The sequence below is a fragment of the Micromonospora sp. NBC_00362 genome (assembly GCF_026342155.1).
Lineage (GTDB): Bacteria > Actinomycetota > Actinomycetes > Mycobacteriales > Micromonosporaceae > Micromonospora > Micromonospora hortensis.
Genome location: NZ_JAPENH010000001.1, coordinates 5,159,902 through 5,179,122, shown reverse-complemented (window position 1 = coordinate 5,179,122; position 19,221 = coordinate 5,159,902). Strand labels below are relative to the sequence as shown.

The window sequence follows — 19,221 nt, the reverse complement described above, 5'->3', positions numbered from 1 at the left end:
CTCCTACCTCCGTCGGATCTGAATTGGGATGTGGTTCAAAGGAATCTCTACGGCATTACCGCGACTATCACGTCCGTTAGAGCCGCCACTCCAGTGCCAGTTTCCATGCTCGTCGTTAGAGTACCTATAGTAGACCGCCTTCTTGCCGGAGCCGATTTTGGTCCACCGCACCCCGGCGACCTCAACACTATTCTGAAATTGCTCCGCCGCGTCGGAAGGCAGCACTCCCTTGTTGGGATTGTAGGGGTTTGGCCCGCCGCGCGGATCATGGTGTCCAGGATTCTCATAGCCAGGGATGCAGCCGCCCGGACCAGTGTTATGCACGAGGACCGTTGCAGTGCCGGCAACCACGTAGTACGTATGGAGGCCATCGACAGTGAGATTGTAGGCATCGCCTGAGTGAGTGGTGTCCGGACGGACTCCCAGGACGAATTGAGTGCGGCCGTCGGCCGACAATACGAGGTCGCCCGGATCAAACTCATCGGCCCGCTGCCACTGCCGATCCGTCTGGTTCCAGAACGGATGATCCTCGGTAGTCGTAACTGCGGAGCCGAAAAGTTGAAGATCGACGAGATCGTCCTGATGGACCCATACGTCCGTGATGACTCGTGGGCCCTGCTCGCCGGTCTCCGGGTCCGCGGCCATGACCTCGTCCCCGGCCTTCAGCTCATCAAGTCGCTTAGTGGTGCCGTCGGCCATTAGAACCTTGGTGTCACCACTGAAGCTCTTGCAGCCACAATTGCAACCCTTGCCACCCTTACCAAGCTTCCCGGGCGTACCGGAAATGAGCCGGTCATCGTCCGGCAAGTTCTCGACACTCCAATAGAAGTGACCGGACCACAACTCTTGATACCAATCACCGCATCCATTGGAGGAGCGCATCTCCCAACAGATACTCAACGCGAGCATGCGGGTGTCCCGCTCCATCAGGACGTCGTTGTTACCTTGGCTCGATATCCGGTAGTAATCAGCACGCTGGTCATTCCATCGCCGCATGAAGTCTTCGAGTGGAACGGTCGGCGGCACCACAATGCCGTGACCCAGGCTTCGCGGGTGGTCGAACCTCGACTTAGTGCTCGTCTTGCCGTTCGCGTCGCCCCAATCGGTGTTGGCCTTGGTGCCGCAGCCGCCTGGGCAGCCCCCGGCGCCGCGACCGTCGCCCTCTTTCAGGGGACGGGGGTCGTAACCACGGCAATCGAACTCTAGGCAGTCAGCCGGGATCAGACCGTCCGGGTCACTCATGGTGACCGGGGAGTTGTTGGCGTAGGAGTAGCCGTTCCACTGCTGCGGATCGGCCAGGTCCTGCAACGGGTCGACCGAGACGAACTTGCCGATTGTCGGGTCGTAATTTCGGGCGCTGACCTGAGTCAGGCCGGTACTCGTGTTCAGCGGCTGGTTCAGGAAGCCGCGGTTGTCCGGCGCCGTGACGGTAGAGCCGCGGGGCGCTCCGTACGGGGTGTACTGCCGCCAGGTCGGCACCTGGGCCGTGTTGTTCAGGTACAGGCCGGGCGTGCCCTGGTGGTCCGGGATGGTGAACCCGTACGCGGTGCCACTGCCCGTGCGATAGGCCATCGCACCGCTGGGCAGCGGGTAGTAGCGGGTGCCGCTCAACGCCTGGGTGTTGGTGTTGAGGGTGATCTGCTGACCGGGCAGGTAGAGGGTGGTGACCCCCGGGTCCTTCTGGATCAGCAGGTTGCCGTCGGCGTCGTGCAGGAACGAGCTGTTTCCGCCAGTGCTGCCGGTCACCGACGCCAACTCACCAGCGTCGTCCCAGTTCAGAGTTTGGGTGCCCTGCCCGGCCTTGCGGGTGGTCATGTTGCCCGCGTCGTCGTAGCTGTACGAGGTGCTGCCGGTGAGTCCACCGGAGGTGGCGGTGCTCGTCAACGTGTGCGGCTGGCCCTTGGCGTTGCCGTCGTACACGTAGTTGGTGGTGGTGTCGGTCCCGCCGGACGTCGAGTACTGGGTCTGACTCTTCCGGTTGCCGAGCGAGTCGACGTTCCACTCGGTCCAGTAGGCGCTGGTGGCACCGATGCCACTGCCGACCATGGCGCGGTTACCGAGGGTGGGCGTGACCGCGCACGCGTCGGTCGCCGTCCATGCCTTGGTGAGCCGCCGCAGCGAGTCGTACCGGTAACACTGCGTCTCCGACGCGGTGGTCGGGTCGGAGCGGGTGTCGACGGTCTTGGTGATGTTGCCGTACAGGTCGTACTCGTAGTCTCGCTTGCCGACGTCCTTGGTGGTGGTCGTCGTCTTGGTCACCAGTTGTTGCTTACGTCGCCCGTTGTGGTCGTCGTAGATGTTGACGACCGAGGCCCCGCTCGTCGAAAGACCCACAAGGTTACGGGTGACCCGTCCCCACGCGTCGTAGTCGACGGACGCGCTGTAGCCGGCAAGCCCACCGACGACCGTCGGCAGGTCCAGTATTCCGCCGTAGGCGCGAATCACTGTCTCGCTGGGCAGGTTTCCCCTGGCCGGGTAGGTGTCGGTAACCGGAAGCCCGGTCGTCGCTGAATAGGTGTGCCCGAACGCGTACGTGTTGCCGAGCGCCCCTTCGACAGCGGGGATGGTGATCGTCTCGCCCTTCGAGTTGCCGAAGGAGTCGAAGTTGATCCACTGAGTGCTGTATTCGGCGCCATTGCGGAAGGCGGTCGCCGTGGTCAACTTGCCAATCGCATTCGTGATCGACGCGGCGCTGTTGTCGTTGTCGTACACCCATGCCGCCAGCTTGTTGCTGGCCGACTGCGTCGCGGCCGTCGCGGCGAAGCTGGCCGTACGACGGTTGATCTTGTCGAAGGTGGACGAGACGGTCTTGCCGCGACCGTCGGTCGACTCGATGACGTTGCCCGCGCCGTCGTAGCGCATGGTGCTGGTGCCGGCATCCGGGTCGTCCTTGCTGACCACCTGCCCCAGCAGGTTGAACGTGCTGATCCAGGGGTTACCGGCAGCGTCGGTAACGGTCGACTGGTTGTCCTGCCCGTCGTAGCCGTAGGTGCTGTCCACCGAGGTGCCGCCGGTGAGGCGGTAGACGCCGGTGAACGAGTTCGACGGGGAAACCAGCGTCGGCGCTGCGGTGTACTGGAGTTGCTTCTCCAACCGGCCCATCGGGTCGGTGACCGTCGCGGTGACGGTGCCACCGGTCGGCGGGATGACCGTCGTACGGTCGCCGTTGTACACCGTCCTGGTCGACGACTTGACCACGCCGTCGCGGGCGCTCTCGGCCAGGATGACCCGGCCAAGCCCGTCGTAGGTGTTGAAGGTCTGGTTGAGGGCCTTCTTCTCCAGCGAGTCGGCGTAGACCGGAACCGTGTTCGGTCCGCTGGCGGCGTCCCACCAGCCGTTGTAGGTCGCCCGCACCCAACCCCGGCTGTCGTAGAACGAGTCGGAAATCATCCGACCGCCCACGTTCGTGTCCGCCTGGGTCTGCCGCACCCGGTACTGGGCGTCGTAGATGGTGGTGGTGGTCGCGTAGCTGTTATTGAGGTTCAGCGTCTCGGTCGTCGTCGCGGTTGGCCCGCTCTTGGAAACCGCGTAGCTGTGCTTCACGTTCGGCAGAGCGCTGGTGGGCCTGGACGCCAACCAGACCGTCTTCAGCCGACCCAGCGCGTCGTACTGGGTACGGGTGACCACCCCGTTGGCATCGGTGCTGCTCGTGGGGAGATTACGCAGCGTGGTCATGGTAGTGGAGGTGCCGTGGCCCTCCGCGTTCTGCAGGGTCATGCCGGTGGTCAGGCCGGCGGCGTTGTCGGTGTAGCTGGTGGTGGACTTGTTGCCGTTGCCGTCCCAGGTGCCGGTGGCGCGACCGTAGGCGTCGAACTCGACCCGGTCGGTGGTCTGGTAGGCATATCCGCCGGAGACCCAGTCGGACGCCTTGCGGACCATCGTGACGTTGCCCCGGCTCGGGGCCGCCTGCGGGAACGTGGTCGCGAACTGCGGGTCGTCGTAGTAGGTCCGGGCATGCGAGACGACCTGCGCCGGCCGGTTGACAGTGGTCGGGGCGGCCAGCGTGTTGGTGCTGCCCGGCACCGACGTCGGCGAGCCGGCGCGGAAGCCGGCGCAGGCCACCGACACGGTCTCGACCTGGCTGGTCAGGCCGACCAGATTGAGACCGGTGTTGGCCGGGGCGTACGTCGTGCTCGTGCACCGGTCGTAGGCGGGGTTCGCCGGCACTGTGTGGTCGTACGAGTGCTGTAGCAGGCCGAAGGTCGCGGAGCTGGTCGACGCGTCGTACGACATGTCGGTCTGGCTGTATCGCCAGGTGGTGCTGGAACCCGAGGTGACCGCCTGCCGCCGCCAGGTCTGCACCGGCGCGCTGAACGTCGCGGTCAGCGCCGGGAGCCCCGTGCGGCTCCGGGTCGCTGTCGCGTCCGACACCCAGTACGAGGTGACAGTCGAGCTGTCGATCGGACCGCCGTCACCCAGGTACGAGGTGGCCTCCAGGGCACGCCCGGCGAGCTGATCGACATCCTCGTGGACGCCGCCGGCGCTGTCGGTGACGTTGACGACAGTGGTGTTGTTGTTCTTGCTCATGCCACGGTAGTAGGTGGTCTCGCCCAGGGTGCGGGGGTCGTTCGCGCCGTCACCGTTGCGGACCCGAACCTTGCCGTAACCGCGGAACTGGCCGTAGGTGCGGTACTTGGCCTTGACCACCTCGTTGTCGTCGAAGTGCCACGCCGCGCCGTCGACGTACTCATAGTTGGTGGAGGTGGCCGGGGCGCCCCCGGTGGGGTCGGTCGTGGTGACCCGGGTGACCGCGTACTTGTGGAACCAGTCCCGGATCGGGTTCGGCAGCCCGTCCGGCGTCCAGTAGACGGGGTAGCAGGACTGGGTGTTGGACGTGGGACTGATCGTCACCGGCGCGGTGCAGCGCTTCGGCAGCTCGTAGCTGGGCGAGATGACCGAACCGGTCTCGGTGGTGATCGTCGCGATCCGCTGCCGGTAGAACGACGGGTAGCCACCTGCGGTGTCCACCCGGTTGGGCAGCTTGATGCCGGTGAACGACACCGAGGGCAGCGAGATGGCGCTGGTGGAGCCACCGGAGGTGGTGTCGTGCCCGGTGCGGGTGATCGACGACAGCCACAGCGCCGGCGATGTCTCGTCTTCTGGGTTCGGCAGCGTATGGGTGAACGCGTAGGTGTCGACCTTCCGGTACGGCGGGGTGAGGCTCGCGTCGTACTGCTGGGTCTCGATGGACGTCAGCCGCACCGTGGAGAAGAACGATGGACTCCACGGCTTGCAGTCCGTGCCCGAGTTGCAGACCAGGTCGAACGGCACGTCCGGCCAGTTGGCCTTGTTCGCCTCGTTCAGCGGCTTGCAGGTGCCGGAGAGGCAGCGGTCGTCGGTGTTGAAGACCACCTGGTTGGGGATGATGCCGTACGCGCCGTTGTCGCGGAAGCCGTAGTCGATCCGGGCGAGGTTGCTGTCCCGGATGTAGGACACGTCGGTGGCGCCCTCGTTGCGTCCGTAGTAGTTGGTGGCCTGGTTGTAGTAGTAGGCCATCGCGTTGCCGTGGACGTCCTTGGCGTAGTCGAGGTTCCACCGGTACGCCATGGTGCAGACCGACGAGCTGAAGCCGGCCGCGTTGTAGCAGGGGTCTCCCGAGTGCGCCGAGTAGACCGGGATGTGGTCGACCGACTTGGTCTCCGGCTTGTTGGTCGTCCAACCCGGCAGGCGGTTACGGCCGAACTCGTAGACGGTGCCGTCCCGCTCGGTGACCCGCCAGTAGTCGGTGTCCTTGGTTCCGCTGCCGTTGCCCGAGTTCATGACCCGGGTGACCACCGCGCCGGTGTCGTTCTGCATCTTCCAGACGCTCTTGGCGGAGTCCCAGATCAGTGAGCTGGAGGATCCGTTGAGGGCGATGGTGAGGACTGGGCCGGCGTAGCAACGGTCGTTCGTCTTGACCGGGGACGGGCTGCCACCCGGGTCGTCCGCGCAGGAGACGAAGGTCTGCTCGACGTACGACTTCGGGGTGGTCCAGCCGTCGCCCACCCAGGAGGCCTGCGCGTTGGTCGCGGCGGTCTGACCGTCGACACCACCGGAGTTGTAGGAGAGGGCCAGTTGCGGCAGGAGCTTCGACCGGGTCGGTGGCACGGTCACCGGGTACGAGTAGCTGAACGAGCCCGTGCTGCCACCTGCCGTCCACGAACCGGACGGCTTCAGGTCGGTCGCCGCATAGGTGCCGCCCCTACCGCCCTCGTCGCCAGCACCCGCCACGGCGGCGAAGACCATCGCCGAGTCGGCCGACCGGCTGTCGGCGGTGGCGGTCGTGATCGGCACCTCGGCCGAGACCGAGTTGCTCGCCGGGTCGTTGGTGGAGACCAACGGTGTCGGCGTTCGGCACTCGGCGAGCGCCGGTGTGGTGAGGGCGCACGCGGGCATCCGCACGAGTCGCAGTCGGGAGCCGTAGTTGCCGCCGTACGCCTCGGCGAAGTCGGCGTAGTCGACGCCGACGCGCACCGATCCGTTGACTGGCTCGGTCGACGACGGGGTCACCGAGAGCAGCACGCCGCCGACGCCTGCCGCCTCGGTCGCCTTGCGGTCGGCGACCGACACCCGCATCTGCTGCGGGCCGGCGTACCGTCCGCGCTTGACGACCGGTTCCACCCAGACCGGGGTGCCTGCCGCGCGGGCCTTCGCCGGTGCCGTAGCCCTCGTAGCGGACGTCGATCCGGGCAACGCCACAGTCGTCGAGGCAGCCTTCGGCCACGCCGTCCGCGACGGTCGATAGGTCGACTTGGCCTGGTCGGGTGGAGTCACGAAGTTCGTGGGCAGCGGCTTGACACCGGTCACCGAACGCCCTGGCGACATGGGCGGCAGTGTGGACAATCCACTGTCTTCCGGCTTCGCAGCCGCCGGTGCACCCACCAACAAGCTCGCCACCAGCGACGTAGCCGCGGTCAGTGCCCCCAGCCGTTTGCGCCGTGTAAGTAGGCGCAATCCCCCGTGCCCGGCCATTTCACCCTCACCTCTGCGAGATCGTCAGAAATCCACGCAGGGTGTCTCGTCGCACACCCCCGTGGCGCGAACAATGTTTCATGTCGGCTTCCCCCGAAGGTAACGGTGCGATAACAAATGACCACGATCACAGCGGCAAATACGCTGCAGTGAGTCCGAAAGGGACGACTCCGTGTGACGTCCTCCGTTCCACGGGTGCCGTAGGTGCTGGTTCACTGTGGCCGCCCAACGGACGTGCTCCGCGTCCGACGGCTTCACTCACGGGGGAGATACCTCTTCATGCCCAAAATCGGTCCTCAACCGAGGACGTCGACATCCAGACGAACGCTCACCACGGGTGTCGTCGCAAGCCTCGTCCTGGCCACCTCAGCCACGTTCCTACCCGCCGTACCGGCCGCCGCCGCGCCCAGCAAGCCCGCACCGAAGCCGGCGGATGGATCACTCAGCGTCGACCGGGCGATGGTCGAGGCGAAGCGGACTGGCAAGCCGGTCGAGGCAACCGGCGCCCGGACGTCGACCACGACCTTCACCGCCCGCCCAGACGGGATGATGGAACTGACCGAGTCGGCCGTGCCCACTCGCACCAGGGTGAACGGCACGTGGAAGGACCTGGACCCGACACTGGTCCGAAACGCCGACGGCAGCATCACGGCGGCCGTCACCACCAACCCGATCCGCGTCTCCGCCGGTGGCGGCGGACCGCTCGCCCAGATGACCAGCGGGGACCGCGCACTGTCGGTCACCGCTCCGTTGACCCTGCCGACGCCGACCCTGTCGGGGCCAACCGCCACCTACGCCGAGGTGCTGCCCGGGGTCGACCTGACCGTCCGGGTCGACACCGAGGGTTCCTTCTCGCACGTCTTCGTGGTCAAGAACCGAAGGGCTGCCGCCAACCCGCGGCTCGCGGCCCTCGACCTCGCCACCGCCACGAAGGGCGTCGAGCTGACAGCCGACCCGGCCGGCAACATCACCGGGCGCGATCGTGGCGGCCGGACGGTAATCACCGCGCCCGCCCCCGCGATGTGGGATTCCGCCAGCGGCGCGGGCGCACAGGCTGGCACGAACGAACGAGGAGCCGCTTCCACCCCGGGCGGGCCCGGTCGCGGGGCGCGGACGGCCCCGATCGCTGTCCAGATCGGTGCCGGGAAGCTGCGGCTCACCCCCGACCGGAAGCTGCTGAACGACCCGGCAGCGGTGTTCCCCCTCTACATCGACCCCACCTTCAACTGGACGCCGGTCGGCCCCAAGATGAGCGGTTGGGCCTCGATCTCCTACCAGCACCAGTCGACCAACTACTGGAAGAACACTCCGGACCCGATCGGCCGGATGCAGGTCGGTAACTCGGGAAGCCAGCGGTCGAACACTCTGATCAACTTCCCAGTCCCGTACTCCACCCTGGCCGGCGCCGAGATCGCGGACGCCCTCTTCAAGATCACAAACACCAGGTCCTGGAGCTGCACCGACAAGACGGTGAACATCTACGGCCCGGGCACCACATTGAGTTCCAGCAACGCCACCTGGAACTACTGGGAGGGGGTGAGTAAGGGCAGCGCCATCGCCAGCAAGAGCTTCGCGTACGGCTACAGCGGTTGCGACGCCGACGGCGTGTCCTTCGACATCACCGGGCAGATCAAGGCCGACGTCACGGCCAAGAAGTCGACCCGCACCCTGTGGATGGTCGCCGCCAACGAGGCCAGCGACGCCCAGAGCTGGAAGGAGTTCCTGGAGACCAGCCCCACGCTGACCATCCGCTACAACCACGCACCCGCCGCGCCGACCGGATTGACCACCTCCCCCGCGACAGACTGCATCGCGGCCAGCCCGACAGTGGTCGGCGACACCGCCGTCTCCCTGTACGCGCCGGTCTCCGACGCGGACCGAGGAGCGCTCGGGGTCACCTTCAAGCTGTGGAAGAACAGCGATGCCTCCCAGACGGCCATCGCCAGCACCAATCCCAACCTGCTGACGTACTCCTCCGGCACCACTGCGGTATTTGTCGTACCGCGAGCCGCGTTGGCAGCCGCCGCAGGCGTGACAAGCGGCAGTGCGGGAACTCCGACCACCTTCGCCTGGAAGGTGCAGACGACCGACTTCCGTACCTCCAGCAACTGGTCGACCACCTGTCGGTTCACCTTCGACGCCACAAGGGCCGGACCGCCCAACATCTCCGAACTCGCCGTACAGCCGACGATCGGGCAGCCAGTCACGGTCTCGGTCAAGCCGCCGTCCAGCGGCGCCGTGCCCACCAACTACGTCTACCAGTTGAACGCGGCACCGCCGCAGAGCGTCACCCCCGACGCGAACGGCAACGCGAACTTGCAGATCACCCCGAACCGTTTCACCAACACGATCTCCGTCACCAGCGTCACTGCTGCGGGCAAGAACTTCGGCGATACCGCGATCCTGTCGTTCAATGCCGACCCCTCGTCCGTCGTGGCACCGGACGGCGACCTGACCGGCGACGGCCGAGCCGACCTTCTCACCGGTGGCTCGGTGAACAACCTCAAGGCTGGCCTGTGGCTGGCAAAGAACAATGGCGCGGCCGGGGTAAACCCGAGCATCAGCAACATGGGCGCACGAGGGAACGGGGTCACCGGTGAGAACTCTCCGGCCGACTTCAACGGCGCTCAGGTCATCACGGGACGATTCACCGGCGGCAACCTTCAGGACGTGCTGATCTACTACCCGACGGGTAACAACGCCGGCGGTGGCGGGATCCTCGCCGGCAACGGCGATGGCTCGACCTTGATGCCGGAGCGCGGTGGGGTCCAGACAAGCCTCCTGGCCGACTACCTCCTCGACGAGTACGGCCGATCGCCGATCCAGCTGGCGAACGCCGGTGAGGCGCGGGGGCCCGGCTCCGGCTTCCCGGACCTGATCGGCACCAGCGGCGACGCCACGAACGGCTACCAGCTCACCTACTACCCCAGCTTCCCGGGGACCAGCCTGTTCTTCGGGGCGACCTCGACCGGGGCACTGACCCCGACCGGCGGCGCCGACTGGAACAACTGGACGATCACCACAACGCAGACCAGCACGGGCGCGGCGATGTTCCTCTGGAACCAGACCACCGGCGCGCTGCACCTCTGGTCCAACCTGGCCTACAACCAGGACACCGGACAGCTCACCTACACCGCCCGCACCCTGGCCGCCAGCGGCTGGAACACGAATGCTGCGCTCAACCTGCGCGCCGGTGACATCAACGCCGACGGCAACCCCGACCTGTGGACCGTCGGCGCCGGTGCGGTCACGACCGCCTGGCTGGTCACCAACATCCAAACCAGCAGCGCCACCATCACCGCCCAGCCGAAGCAGACGCTTGTCACCTCGGACCACACCTGGCAGTTCGACGACCTGCCGGACGCCGCGGTCACCAGCGCGAAGGATGTCTCCGGCGGCAAATCCCTCACCGTGGAGGGCGGCAACGCCTACTGGCGAGGCGGCGAACTCTTCAGCCCGGCGCTGTTCCTCAACGTCGACAAGACCGGGACCATCGTCGACGCGTCCAAGCAGGGCGCGCTGTCGGTCAACGAGCGACTGGTCGACACGAGCAAGTCGTTCAGCATCTCGGTCTGGGCCAAGCCCACGGCCGCCGGCGGTGTCATCGCCAGTGAGGACGGGGCGAACGCGTCGCGCTTCCTGCTCTGGAACAACCAGAGTGACAACACCTGGCGATTCGGTCTCGGCAACGCCGACAGCGGTTGGTCGTACACCCAGGTAGTGGCACCTGCCGGTACGGCGCTGGGGGTCTGGACGCACCTGGTCGGCACCTACAACGCCGAGACCCGGACGATCGTGCTCTACGTCAATGGGGTGATCAAGGGGAGCGCGCAGTACACCGCCACGCCGACGTGGCCGAGCACCGGCAAGTTCGTGGCGGGCCGCTACAAGTACCTAGGCGCACCGACGGCGCACTACTCCGGAATGCTCAGCAACCTGCAGGTGTGGAAGCGGGCGCTCACCCCCACCCAGGTCGGGGCGACGAACGTCACGAAGAGCGGTTCGCTCACCTCGGTCGGTGCCACCACCTGGACCCCGCCGGGCACCGGCACGAAGCAGACCGACGTCTACGCGACGGACACCATCGGCAGCCTGTGGCGCTACCGCAAGGTCAACAACCAGCTCACCGCACCACGGCTGATCTCCTCGGGGTGGGGCCAGTTCACCTCGTTCGGCATCGCGGACATGGACCACGACGGCTACCAGGACGTGGTCGTCCGAGACAACGTCACTTGTGATCTGCAGGTGTTCCTGGGCACCGCCGACGATCTGAGCCCCACTCCCACGTTCTCCGGCTCTCAGTGGTGCAGCTACCGACCGTTCGGGATTGGCGACTTCAACAAGGACGGCTACCAGGACGTCTACACCGCGGGCACGACACACGACCTGTGGGTCTACCCGGGTGACCTGGCGGGTGGCAGGTTGCCCAGGATCGACGTCGGTGACGGCTGGAGCGACCAGTACACCGGGTTCGGGGTGGCCAACGTGGTTGGTGACGCCACGCCGGAGCTGTACGGCCGGGAGATCGACACCGCCCTGCTGCGGGTGTACGACCTGCAGGCGCGGACCATCACCCAGGTCGGCATCCAGTGGGCGAACTACACGTCCTTCGGGATGACCGACTTCAACGGGGATGGCAAGCCCGACATCCTCGCCCGGGAGAACGTGACAGGCATTCTCTGGATGTATCCGGGAGCCGCCAACGGCAGCCTCGGTACCCGATCGTCGATCGGCACCGGCTGGTGAACGACGGCGGTGGGTCGGGCGTCCGCCCGGCCCACCGCCGCCAGCAGGCGAACGAGCGGCTCAGCCGGCGGTCGCGCGGACGTACGCCACGCACTCGTCGTGCAGCGTCGACCACTGCTCACCGAACGCCTTCTCGGAGGCCGCCTCAATGGTCCGGCCGTCGTGCACCACTGTCTTGAAGAAGGTCAGCAGCCGCAACGGCCCGTACCGGTCGACGAGGTGCCGGACGGCCAGGTAGCCGATGCCGTAGCTGGCGGCCACCCGTTCGGCGGAAGCGTCGTCCGCAGGGTTGACGCCCTCCAACTTGCCGTCCCAGCCGCCCCGGACCATCTTGCGCACGTCGGCGATCCCCTCGTACCGGTCGACCGCCTGGCCGCCGGCACCGGCGAACTCGGCCAGGCCCTCGACCAACCACCAGGTGAGCTTGCCCGGGTAGCCGCGTTCCGGCAACGACGCCGCGTGGGTCAGCTCGTGCCGCAGCAGGTCGTCGGTGCCGCTGTTGGAGAGCCCTTCGGCGTTGAGCACCACCTCGTGGTGGCCGCCGCCCACTGTCACCGCGTAACCGCCGGTCCATTCTGGGCGCTCCCCGCCGTACCAGCGCTGCCACTCGGCGCGCCCGGCGTAGAAGATCCGGTAGCGGTCCGGCGGTGAGCCGGTCACCGCGTACCCGTCGGCGACCTTCGCCGCCGCCTCAGCCTGAACCAGCAGGCCGGGCAGCTTGCCGCGCAGCGCCGGGGTGGTCGCGACGATGGTTCGCGCGCCGATGGCGACGGCCAGGTCGCTGATCTCCCAGGGTCGGGTGCCGGTCTCCACCGACTTGGATTCCTCCATGGCGACCATCCGGGGCTGGTCGCCGTTCTCCCGCCACCGGGTTCCGATCAGCACCGGGCTGGGCCGGCAGTTCGGCGTGACGAAGCAGTACTGGAAGCGCACCAGCAGCCGCCACTCGCCGGGCTTGCCGATGATGGGCACGGGCAGGCCACTGGGCTCGGCGCGCCAGCCGGTCACCTTGAGCTCGCGCAGCGCGGCGAAGCGTCGGCGCAGATCGTTGTGGGCGGCGGGATCGGCGACGGCGAGGAACCCGGCGCGGTCGCCGCCCAGGAGCGCCGCGGACTGCCGGTGGAGCTGGGCGGTGATCCGGTCGGACAACCCACGGGCCACTGCGGTGGCCGGGTCGTCGGCCGCCGAGGCGCCGACCCGGCTGACAGTGGGGCGCGAGCCTGTCTCCCGGATCACTCCGACGACGAGCGCCGCCGGCAGGCCGCAGCCCAGCAGCAGGACGACCACCACGAGCACCGTCCACAGCGGCCAGAGCCGCCGTGGTGCTGGCTGCTGCACCTCGTCAGTCACCCGCCGAAGGGTACGACCACTACCTGGATGCGGCGAGGCCGCCCCGGGCCGATCGGCCCGGCCGCTCGCTCACCAGCTTCGGCTGACCGACGAGCCGGATGGCGAAACGGGCCGGCGGTGACCCGAGGGATCGCCGCCGGCCCGTCGGCCGAACCGGAGGAACTACTTCTTGGAGATCAGGGCACGGCCGAAGAAGACCAGGTTGGCGGGGCGCTCGGCGAGCCGGCGCATCAGGTAGCCGTACCACTCGTCGCCGTACGGGACGTAGGTGCGCACCGTGTAGCCCTCGCCGGCCAACCGGGCCTGCTCCTCGGGGCGGATGCCGTAGAGCATCTGGAACTCGAAGCGCTCGGGACCCCTGTCGAACCACCGGGCCCGGTCCTCACCGATGGCGATCATCCGCGGGTCGTGGGTGGCCAGCATCGGGTAACCGTCGCCGGACATCAGGATGTTCATGCAGCGCACGTACGACTTGTCCACCTCACGGGCCGACTGGTACGCCACCGACTCCGGCTCCTTGTAGGCGCCCTTGCACAGCCGCACCCGCGACCCGGCCGACGACAGCTCCCGGCAGTCCGACTCGGTCCGCCGCAGGTACGCCTGGAGCACCGCGCCGGTCGACGGGAAGTCCTTGCGCAGCCGGCTCAGCACCTCCAACGTCGAGTCGGTGGTGGTGTGGTCCTCCATGTCCAGGGTGACGGTGGTGCCCGCCGCGTCGGCCGCGGCGCAGATCGCCCGCGCGTTGTCGTACGCCAACTGCTCGTCGAACATCTGGCCGAGGGCGGAGAGCTTCACGCTCACCTCGGCGGCCGGGGTGAGGCCCGCGTCGCCGAGCATCTTCAGCAGTTTCAGGTATTCGTCCCGGGTGGCGGTGGCCTGCTCGGGGCGGACGGTGTCCTCACCGAGGTGGTCGAGGGTGACAGCGAGGCCGTCGTCGACGAGCCCGCGGGTCGCGCGCAACGCGTCGTCGGTGGCGGCGCCGGCGACGAACCGGCGGACGACGTCCCGGGTGTACGGGGCAGTCGCGACGAGCCGCTCGACCTGGGATGACCGGGAGGCGGCGAGGATGACGGAACGGAGCATGAGCCGAGCGTAACGCCCCTGCCAGGGGCCCCGCCGAGGGGCGGCCGGGCCACCTCGACATGGGGGGCGGGGCGGCGGCGGTGGCGTCGATCGGCTACAACGATGCCGTGGACCAACGCCCCCGCCGCCGACTCCGCTCGGCCTCCGTGCAGCTCGGCGCGCTCACCGCTCTCGCGCTCGCCCTCTCCGGCTGCAACATGACCTCGGACGACGACGATGACGACGACTGCGCCCTCGGGCCGGTCGGCGGCGGCGACACCGTCGCGCTGGCGATGCGGGTCACCGACCCGGCCGCCGGTCGCACCGCCCCGGAGCCGACCACCGCCGCCCTGCCCGAACGCGGCGGATTCGGCACCCACCTCGCCGCCTGCGGCGGCTGACGTGCGCCGCGAGACGGTCACGCCTCGCCCCGGCTGGGACGCCACCATCCGGTCGCAGGGGCTGGTCTACGTCGACACCGAGCTGCCCGGCGGCGGGATCATGTCGTACTGGGACGAGACCGCCGCGTACGCGTTCGACCTGGACGAGGTGCTGCGGCTGGAGGAGGCCACCGAGGAGCTGCACCGGATGTCGGTGGCCGCCGCCGAGCACGTGGTGGCGCAGCGCCGGTACGCCGAGTTCGGCATCCCGGAGTGGGCGGCCGAGGCGGTGGCCCGGTCGCTGCGGGAGGCGCCACCGACCCTGTACGGGCGCTTCGACCTGGCGTACGACGGCACCTGGCCTCCGAAGATGTTGGAGTACAACGCTGACACCCCCACCGCGCTTGTCGAGGCGAGCATCATCCAGTGGTACTGGCTGGAGCAGACCCGGCCGGAGCTGGACCAGTGGAACAGCCTGCACGAGCGGCTGGTCGGCGCCTGGGCCAAGATCGGGGCAGGGCTGCACGACCCCCGGGTGCACGTGCTCTGGTCGAACGAGGAGGAATCCGGCGAGGACCACATGACCGCCGGCTACCTCGCCGAGACCGCCCGGCAGGCCGGCCTGGGCGTCGAGCTCCAACCCATCCAGGAGATCGGCTGGGACGGCCGACGCTTCGTCGACGCCGACGACAACCCGGTGACCACCTGCTTCAAGCTCTACCCGTGGGAGTGGATGCTGGCCGAGCCGTACGGGCCGGCGGCCCTGGCCCCGGGCACCCCGACCACCTGGATCGAGCCGGCCTGGAAGCTGCTGCTCTCCAACAAGGCACTGCTCGCGGTCCTCTGGGAGCTGTACCCGGGCCACGAGTACCTGCTCCCGGCGTACCTCGACTCGCCGCGCGGAATGACGGAGTACGTCGCCAAGCCACTGCTCGGCCGAGAGGGCGGATCGGTACGCATCGTCACCGCCGATGAGGAGATCACCAACCCGGGGATCTACGGCGACGAGGGCTGGTGTTACCAGGAGTTCCGGGCGTTGCCGCAGTTCGCCGGCAACCGGATGGTGCTGGGCAGCTGGATCGTCGACGGCGAATCGGCCGGCGTGGGTGTGCGGGAGAGCGCGAGTCTGATCACCGACGGCTACGCCCGGTTCCTACCGCACTACATCGACGCGCCGCGCACCCGCTGAGTCGTCTACCGTTGGGGCGTGAACTTCGACGCGTACGCCCGGACCGGCGTTGACCTGGTCAACGCCCGCCTGGACGACCTCGACGACCTGCGGGCCCTCTTCCCCGACGAGAACGCCTGGATGCGCGACGAGGTCGCGGACCGGGACGTGGCGATTTTCCGCCGGGCACAGAAACGGTTGCGCGACGTCTTCGAGTACGGCACCTCGGGGCGGGACGGCCAGGCGGTCACCGAGCTGAACGCGCTGCTCGAGGCGTTCCCGGTGCAGCCGCGCATCTCCGGGCACGACTCCAGCGACTGGCACATGCACGTGACCAGTCGGGGTGCCTCGGTCAGTGCCGAATATCTGGCCGGCGCGGTCTGGGGGCTGTCGGTGTGGCTCTGCGAGTACGGCAGCGCCCGGTTCGGGGTCTGCGCCGACGAGCGGTGCGGCAACGTCTACCTGGACACGTCGTCCAACTGCTGCCGGCGGTTCTGCTCGGAGCGCTGCGCCACCCGCTCGCACGTCGCCGCGCACCGGGCCCGTAAGCGGGCGGCGGTCGGCGAGCAGGTGGCTGTCGCCCCGCAGCCGACCTCCGCAGCCGATTCCCTCTCGCCGGTCAGCTGACGCCGCGTCCGCCCGACCTCGGGCGGACGGGTCAGGCGTCGACCGGTGACGACGCGGTCAGGTGCTGGCGGGCGAACTCCAGCGCGGCGCGCAGGTCCGCCTCGCGCACCGCGCGGCTCTTCGCGCCCCGGGTGGCGACCTCCACCGCCACCGCCCCGGTGAAACCCCTGCCGGCCAGCGAGGAGAGCAGCTCCCCGCACGGCTGGGTGCCGCGCCCGGGCACGAGGTGCTCGTCGCGGCCCTCGCCGGTGCCGTCACCGAGGTGCACGTGCGCCAGCCCGGCGCCCATCCGGTCGGCCATCTCCAGGGGGTCGCTGTGCGAGGCCGCGCAGTGCGACAGGTCCAGGGTGTACGACGGGTAGCCGGCGTCGGTCGGGTCCCAACCGGGCACGTACGGGACGAACTGCCGGCCCGCCATCCGCACCGGGTACATGTTCTCCACGGCGAAGCGCAGCCCGGTGAACCGGTCCGCGACGGTGGCCAGACCCTCGGCGAAGTTGCGCGCGTAGTCACGCTGCCAGGTGAACGGTGGGTGCACCACGACTGTCGGCGCGCCCAGCGTCTCGGCCAGCTCGGCGGCCTTGCGCAGGCGCTCCCACGGGTCGGGGCTCCACACCCGCTGGGTGACCAGCAGGCAGGGCGCGTGCACCGAGAGCACCGGCACGTCGTAGTGCGTGGACAGGCCACGCAGCGCGCCCGCGTCCTGGCTGACCACGTCGGTCCAGACCATCACCTCGACGCCGTCGTAGCCGAGCGCCGCAGCCAGCTGGAACGCCGCCGCGGTCGGCTCGGGAAAGACCGACGAGCTGGACAGGAGCACGGGAACGCGGGAAGTCACATCAGCCAGCGTAGCCCGGCAGCGCCGGAGCCATCGTGACGAGCGCCGGCAAATCGACCGAAAACGGCCACCGGATCAGATCGGCTCCAGTTGATCGAGCCGGCGGAGGATGACACCCTCCCGCAGCGCCCACGGGCAGATGTCCAGCGAGTCCAGATCCAGGCGGCGCATCACCGCCTCGGCGACCACGGCACCGGCCAGCAACTGGTGGGCCCGGCCCGCGCTGACCCCCTCCAGCTCCATCAACTGCGCCGGTGGGATGTGTCTGATGAAGCCGATGACCTGCCGCAGGCCGGCCCGCGTCAGGCTGCGTCGCACCCACAGCCCGGAACCGGACGGGGCCGCCCCGGCCAGTCGGGCCAGGGTGCGAAACGTCTTCGAGGTGGCCACCGCCCGACCCCAACCCACCTCGGTCATCTGGTCGACGACCTTGTCCAGCCGGCCGTCCACGTACTCCCGGAGCTTGTCGACGGCCTCCGCCGACGGCGGGGCCGCACTGGCCGGATCGACCCGTAGCCGCTCACGGGTCAGCCGACCGGCCCCGAGTGGCAGGGAGACCGCGACGTCCGGGTCCTCGTCGATGCCGGCGGCGATCTCCAGCGAGCCGCCACCGATGTCCAGCACCAGCAGCCGGCCCGCCGACCAGCCGAACCACCGCCGTACGGCCAGGAACGTCATCCGCGCCTCGTCCGCCCCGGAGAGCACCGCCAGGCGTACGCCGGTCTCGTCCCGGACCCGGGCCAGCACCTCGGCCGCGTTGGTGGCGTCGCGCACCGCGGACGTGGCGAAGGCGATCAGGTCGTCGGCCGACAACCCGGTGGCCGCCGCCTTGGCCATGCCCACCGCCTTGACCAGGCCGTCCGCGCCCGCCTCGGTCAGCGCGCCGTCGGGGCCGATCTGCTCGGCCAGCCGGAGCACCACCTTCTCGGAGTGCGCCGGCCACGGGTGCGCGCCGTGGTGCGCGTCCACCACGAGGAGATGCACCGTGTTGGATCCGACGTCGAGGACACCCAGTCGCATGGTGAAGACAGTAGGCGCAACACGTTTGCGCGGCTCACCGGCCTGCGGACGTCACCGCGCGTACGCTGGGCCGAGTGACGATGGAGCTCCGTGTGCTGGTGGACGACCCGGGTGACCCGCGCAGTCGTGAGGTGCCCCTGGACTTCCCTCGGGAGTGGATCGAGTTCACCGACCCGGCCGACGAGACGCACCTGATCCGGGCCGACCTGACCTGGCTGCTCTCCCGCTGGACCTGCATCTTCGGCAAGGGCTGCCACGGCATCATCGCCGGCCGGGCCGCCGACGGTTGCTGCTCGCACGGGGCGTTCTTCACCGACTCGGACGACGAGAAGCGGGTGCGCAACGCCGTCCGGCGACTCGCCCCGTCGACCTGGCAGCATTTCCGGCGCGGGTTCAAGAACTGGACCGACGAGGACACCATCGACGGCAAGACGCCGGCCCGCCGCACCGCCACGCAGGGCCCCGACGGTCCGTGCGTGTTCCTCAACGACGCCGACTTCGCCGGCGGCGGCGGTTGCGCCCTGCACGCCCAGGCGCTGCGCGACGGGGTGCACCCGTTGGAATACAAGCCGGACGTCTGTTGGCAGCTGCCGATCCGCCGCGATCAGGACTGGGTGAACCGGCCGGACAACAGCAAGGTGCTGGTCTCCACCCTGTCCGAGTTCGACCGGCGGGGTTGGGGAGCCGGCGGTCACGACCTGGACTGGTGGTGCACCTCCTCGACGGACGCGCACGTCGGCACCGAGCCGATGTACCTGTCGTACTCACCGGAGCTGACCGCCCTGATCGGCGCTGCCGCGTACGAGCGGCTGGCCGAGCTGTGCGCGACCAGAACGAAGCAGGGCATGATCGCCCCGCACCCGGCCGACGAGGTCTAGCTCTGGGTGCCGATCACCGCACTTCTCGCCCCGACGGCCGCCTGAACAGCCGCGCATCGCAGGCATGAGTCGGAACGCCTTTGGAGCTGAACCGCTGACGACATCAGCGTCTGACTCGTTTGCGACATCAGCTCCAAAGGCACCGCAGCACAGCCCAAAAGGGGGCCTGCATCGCACGCAGACCCCCTTGGCGTACGCCGA

The 19,221-nt window shown here is 68.5% G+C and carries 11 protein-coding genes; 5 read left to right on the top strand and 6 right to left on the bottom strand.

The genetic code is table 11. From position 1 onward, the window contains the following. Positions 1 to 3 precede the first annotated feature (3 nt). Together OG992_RS23845 and OG992_RS23840 are read right to left on the bottom strand one after the other, a co-directional pair. Positions 4 to 6,804 carry an RHS repeat-associated core domain-containing protein gene (locus OG992_RS23845; protein ID WP_266304356.1) on the bottom strand — a complete coding sequence of 2,267 codons (6,801 nt, stop codon included), beginning with the start codon at positions 6,802 to 6,804 and terminating at the stop codon, positions 4 to 6. A gap of 443 nt (positions 6,805 to 7,247) precedes the next feature. Then, on the bottom strand, positions 7,248 to 7,529 hold the full coding sequence (locus tag OG992_RS23840) for a hypothetical protein (RefSeq protein ID WP_266304355.1): 282 nt from the start codon (positions 7,527 to 7,529) through the stop codon (positions 7,248 to 7,250). On the opposite strand from OG992_RS23840, the gene OG992_RS23835 reads away from it, so the two are divergent. Next, positions 7,522 to 11,697, top strand: a complete 4,176-nt coding sequence (locus OG992_RS23835; protein WP_266304354.1) for a LamG-like jellyroll fold domain-containing protein — start codon at positions 7,522 to 7,524, stop codon at positions 11,695 to 11,697. The genes OG992_RS23840 and OG992_RS23835 overlap by 8 nt on opposite strands. Before the next feature lie 60 nt (positions 11,698 to 11,757). On the opposite strand, the gene OG992_RS23830 is transcribed toward OG992_RS23835, so the two are convergent. Both OG992_RS23830 and OG992_RS23825 read right to left on the bottom strand, forming a co-directional pair. Beyond that, positions 11,758 to 13,047, bottom strand: coding sequence for a hypothetical protein (locus tag OG992_RS23830; RefSeq protein ID WP_266304353.1), 1,290 nt, complete (start codon positions 13,045 to 13,047; stop codon positions 11,758 to 11,760). A gap of 162 nt (positions 13,048 to 13,209) precedes the next feature. Then, positions 13,210 to 14,130 (bottom strand): proline dehydrogenase family protein, encoded by a 921-nt coding sequence (locus tag OG992_RS23825; protein ID WP_238684524.1) that lies wholly within the window; start codon positions 14,128 to 14,130, stop codon positions 13,210 to 13,212. A 107-nt stretch (positions 14,131 to 14,237) separates the two neighbouring features. On the opposite strand from OG992_RS23825, the gene OG992_RS23820 reads away from it, so the two are divergent. From OG992_RS23820 to OG992_RS23810, 3 genes are read left to right on the top strand one after another with little or no spacing between them, the layout of a single operon-like run. After that, positions 14,238 to 14,510, top strand: coding sequence for a hypothetical protein (locus tag OG992_RS23820; protein WP_225855034.1), 273 nt, complete (start codon positions 14,238 to 14,240; stop codon positions 14,508 to 14,510). Position 14,511: 1 nt separating this feature from the next. Then, entirely contained in the window at positions 14,512 to 15,678 is a 1,167-nt protein-coding gene (locus OG992_RS23815; protein WP_238684523.1) for a glutathionylspermidine synthase family protein, read from the top strand. An 18-nt stretch (positions 15,679 to 15,696) separates the two neighbouring features. Beyond that, the gene (locus OG992_RS23810) at positions 15,697 to 16,284 is read left to right on the top strand and encodes a CGNR zinc finger domain-containing protein (RefSeq protein WP_238684522.1); all 588 of its coding nucleotides are present in this window, start codon (positions 15,697 to 15,699) and stop codon (positions 16,282 to 16,284) included. Positions 16,285 to 16,315: 31 nt separating this feature from the next. On the opposite strand, the gene OG992_RS23805 is transcribed toward OG992_RS23810, so the two are convergent. After that, a complete protein-coding gene (locus tag OG992_RS23805; protein WP_091402756.1) occupies positions 16,316 to 17,122 on the bottom strand; it encodes a sugar phosphate isomerase/epimerase in 807 nt (268 codons plus the stop codon). A 75-nt stretch (positions 17,123 to 17,197) separates the two neighbouring features. Next, the gene (locus OG992_RS23800) at positions 17,198 to 18,142 is read right to left on the bottom strand and encodes a Ppx/GppA phosphatase family protein (RefSeq protein WP_238684521.1); all 945 of its coding nucleotides are present in this window, start codon (positions 18,140 to 18,142) and stop codon (positions 17,198 to 17,200) included. 80 nt (positions 18,143 to 18,222) lie between these two features. Here OG992_RS23800 and OG992_RS23795 point away from each other — a divergent pair, with 80 nt between their 5' ends. Beyond that, on the top strand, positions 18,223 to 19,020 hold the full coding sequence (locus OG992_RS23795) for a hypothetical protein (RefSeq protein ID WP_238684593.1): 798 nt from the start codon (positions 18,223 to 18,225) through the stop codon (positions 19,018 to 19,020). Positions 19,021 to 19,221 lie beyond the last annotated feature (201 nt).

Bases quoted from the DNA above. Each gene is read 5' to 3' on its own strand.
- OG992_RS23795 (WP_238684593.1), top strand. From the start codon at position 18,223: ATGGAGCTCCGTGTGCTGGTGGACGACCCGGGTGACCCGCGCAGTCGT.
- OG992_RS23845 (WP_266304356.1), bottom strand. From the start codon at position 6,804: ATGTCGCCAGGGCGTTCGGTGACCGGTGTCAAGCCGCTGCCCACGAAC.
- OG992_RS23825 (WP_238684524.1), bottom strand. From the start codon at position 14,130: ATGCTCCGTTCCGTCATCCTCGCCGCCTCCCGGTCATCCCAGGTCGAG.
- OG992_RS23800 (WP_238684521.1), bottom strand. From the start codon at position 18,142: ATGCGACTGGGTGTCCTCGACGTCGGATCCAACACGGTGCATCTCCTC.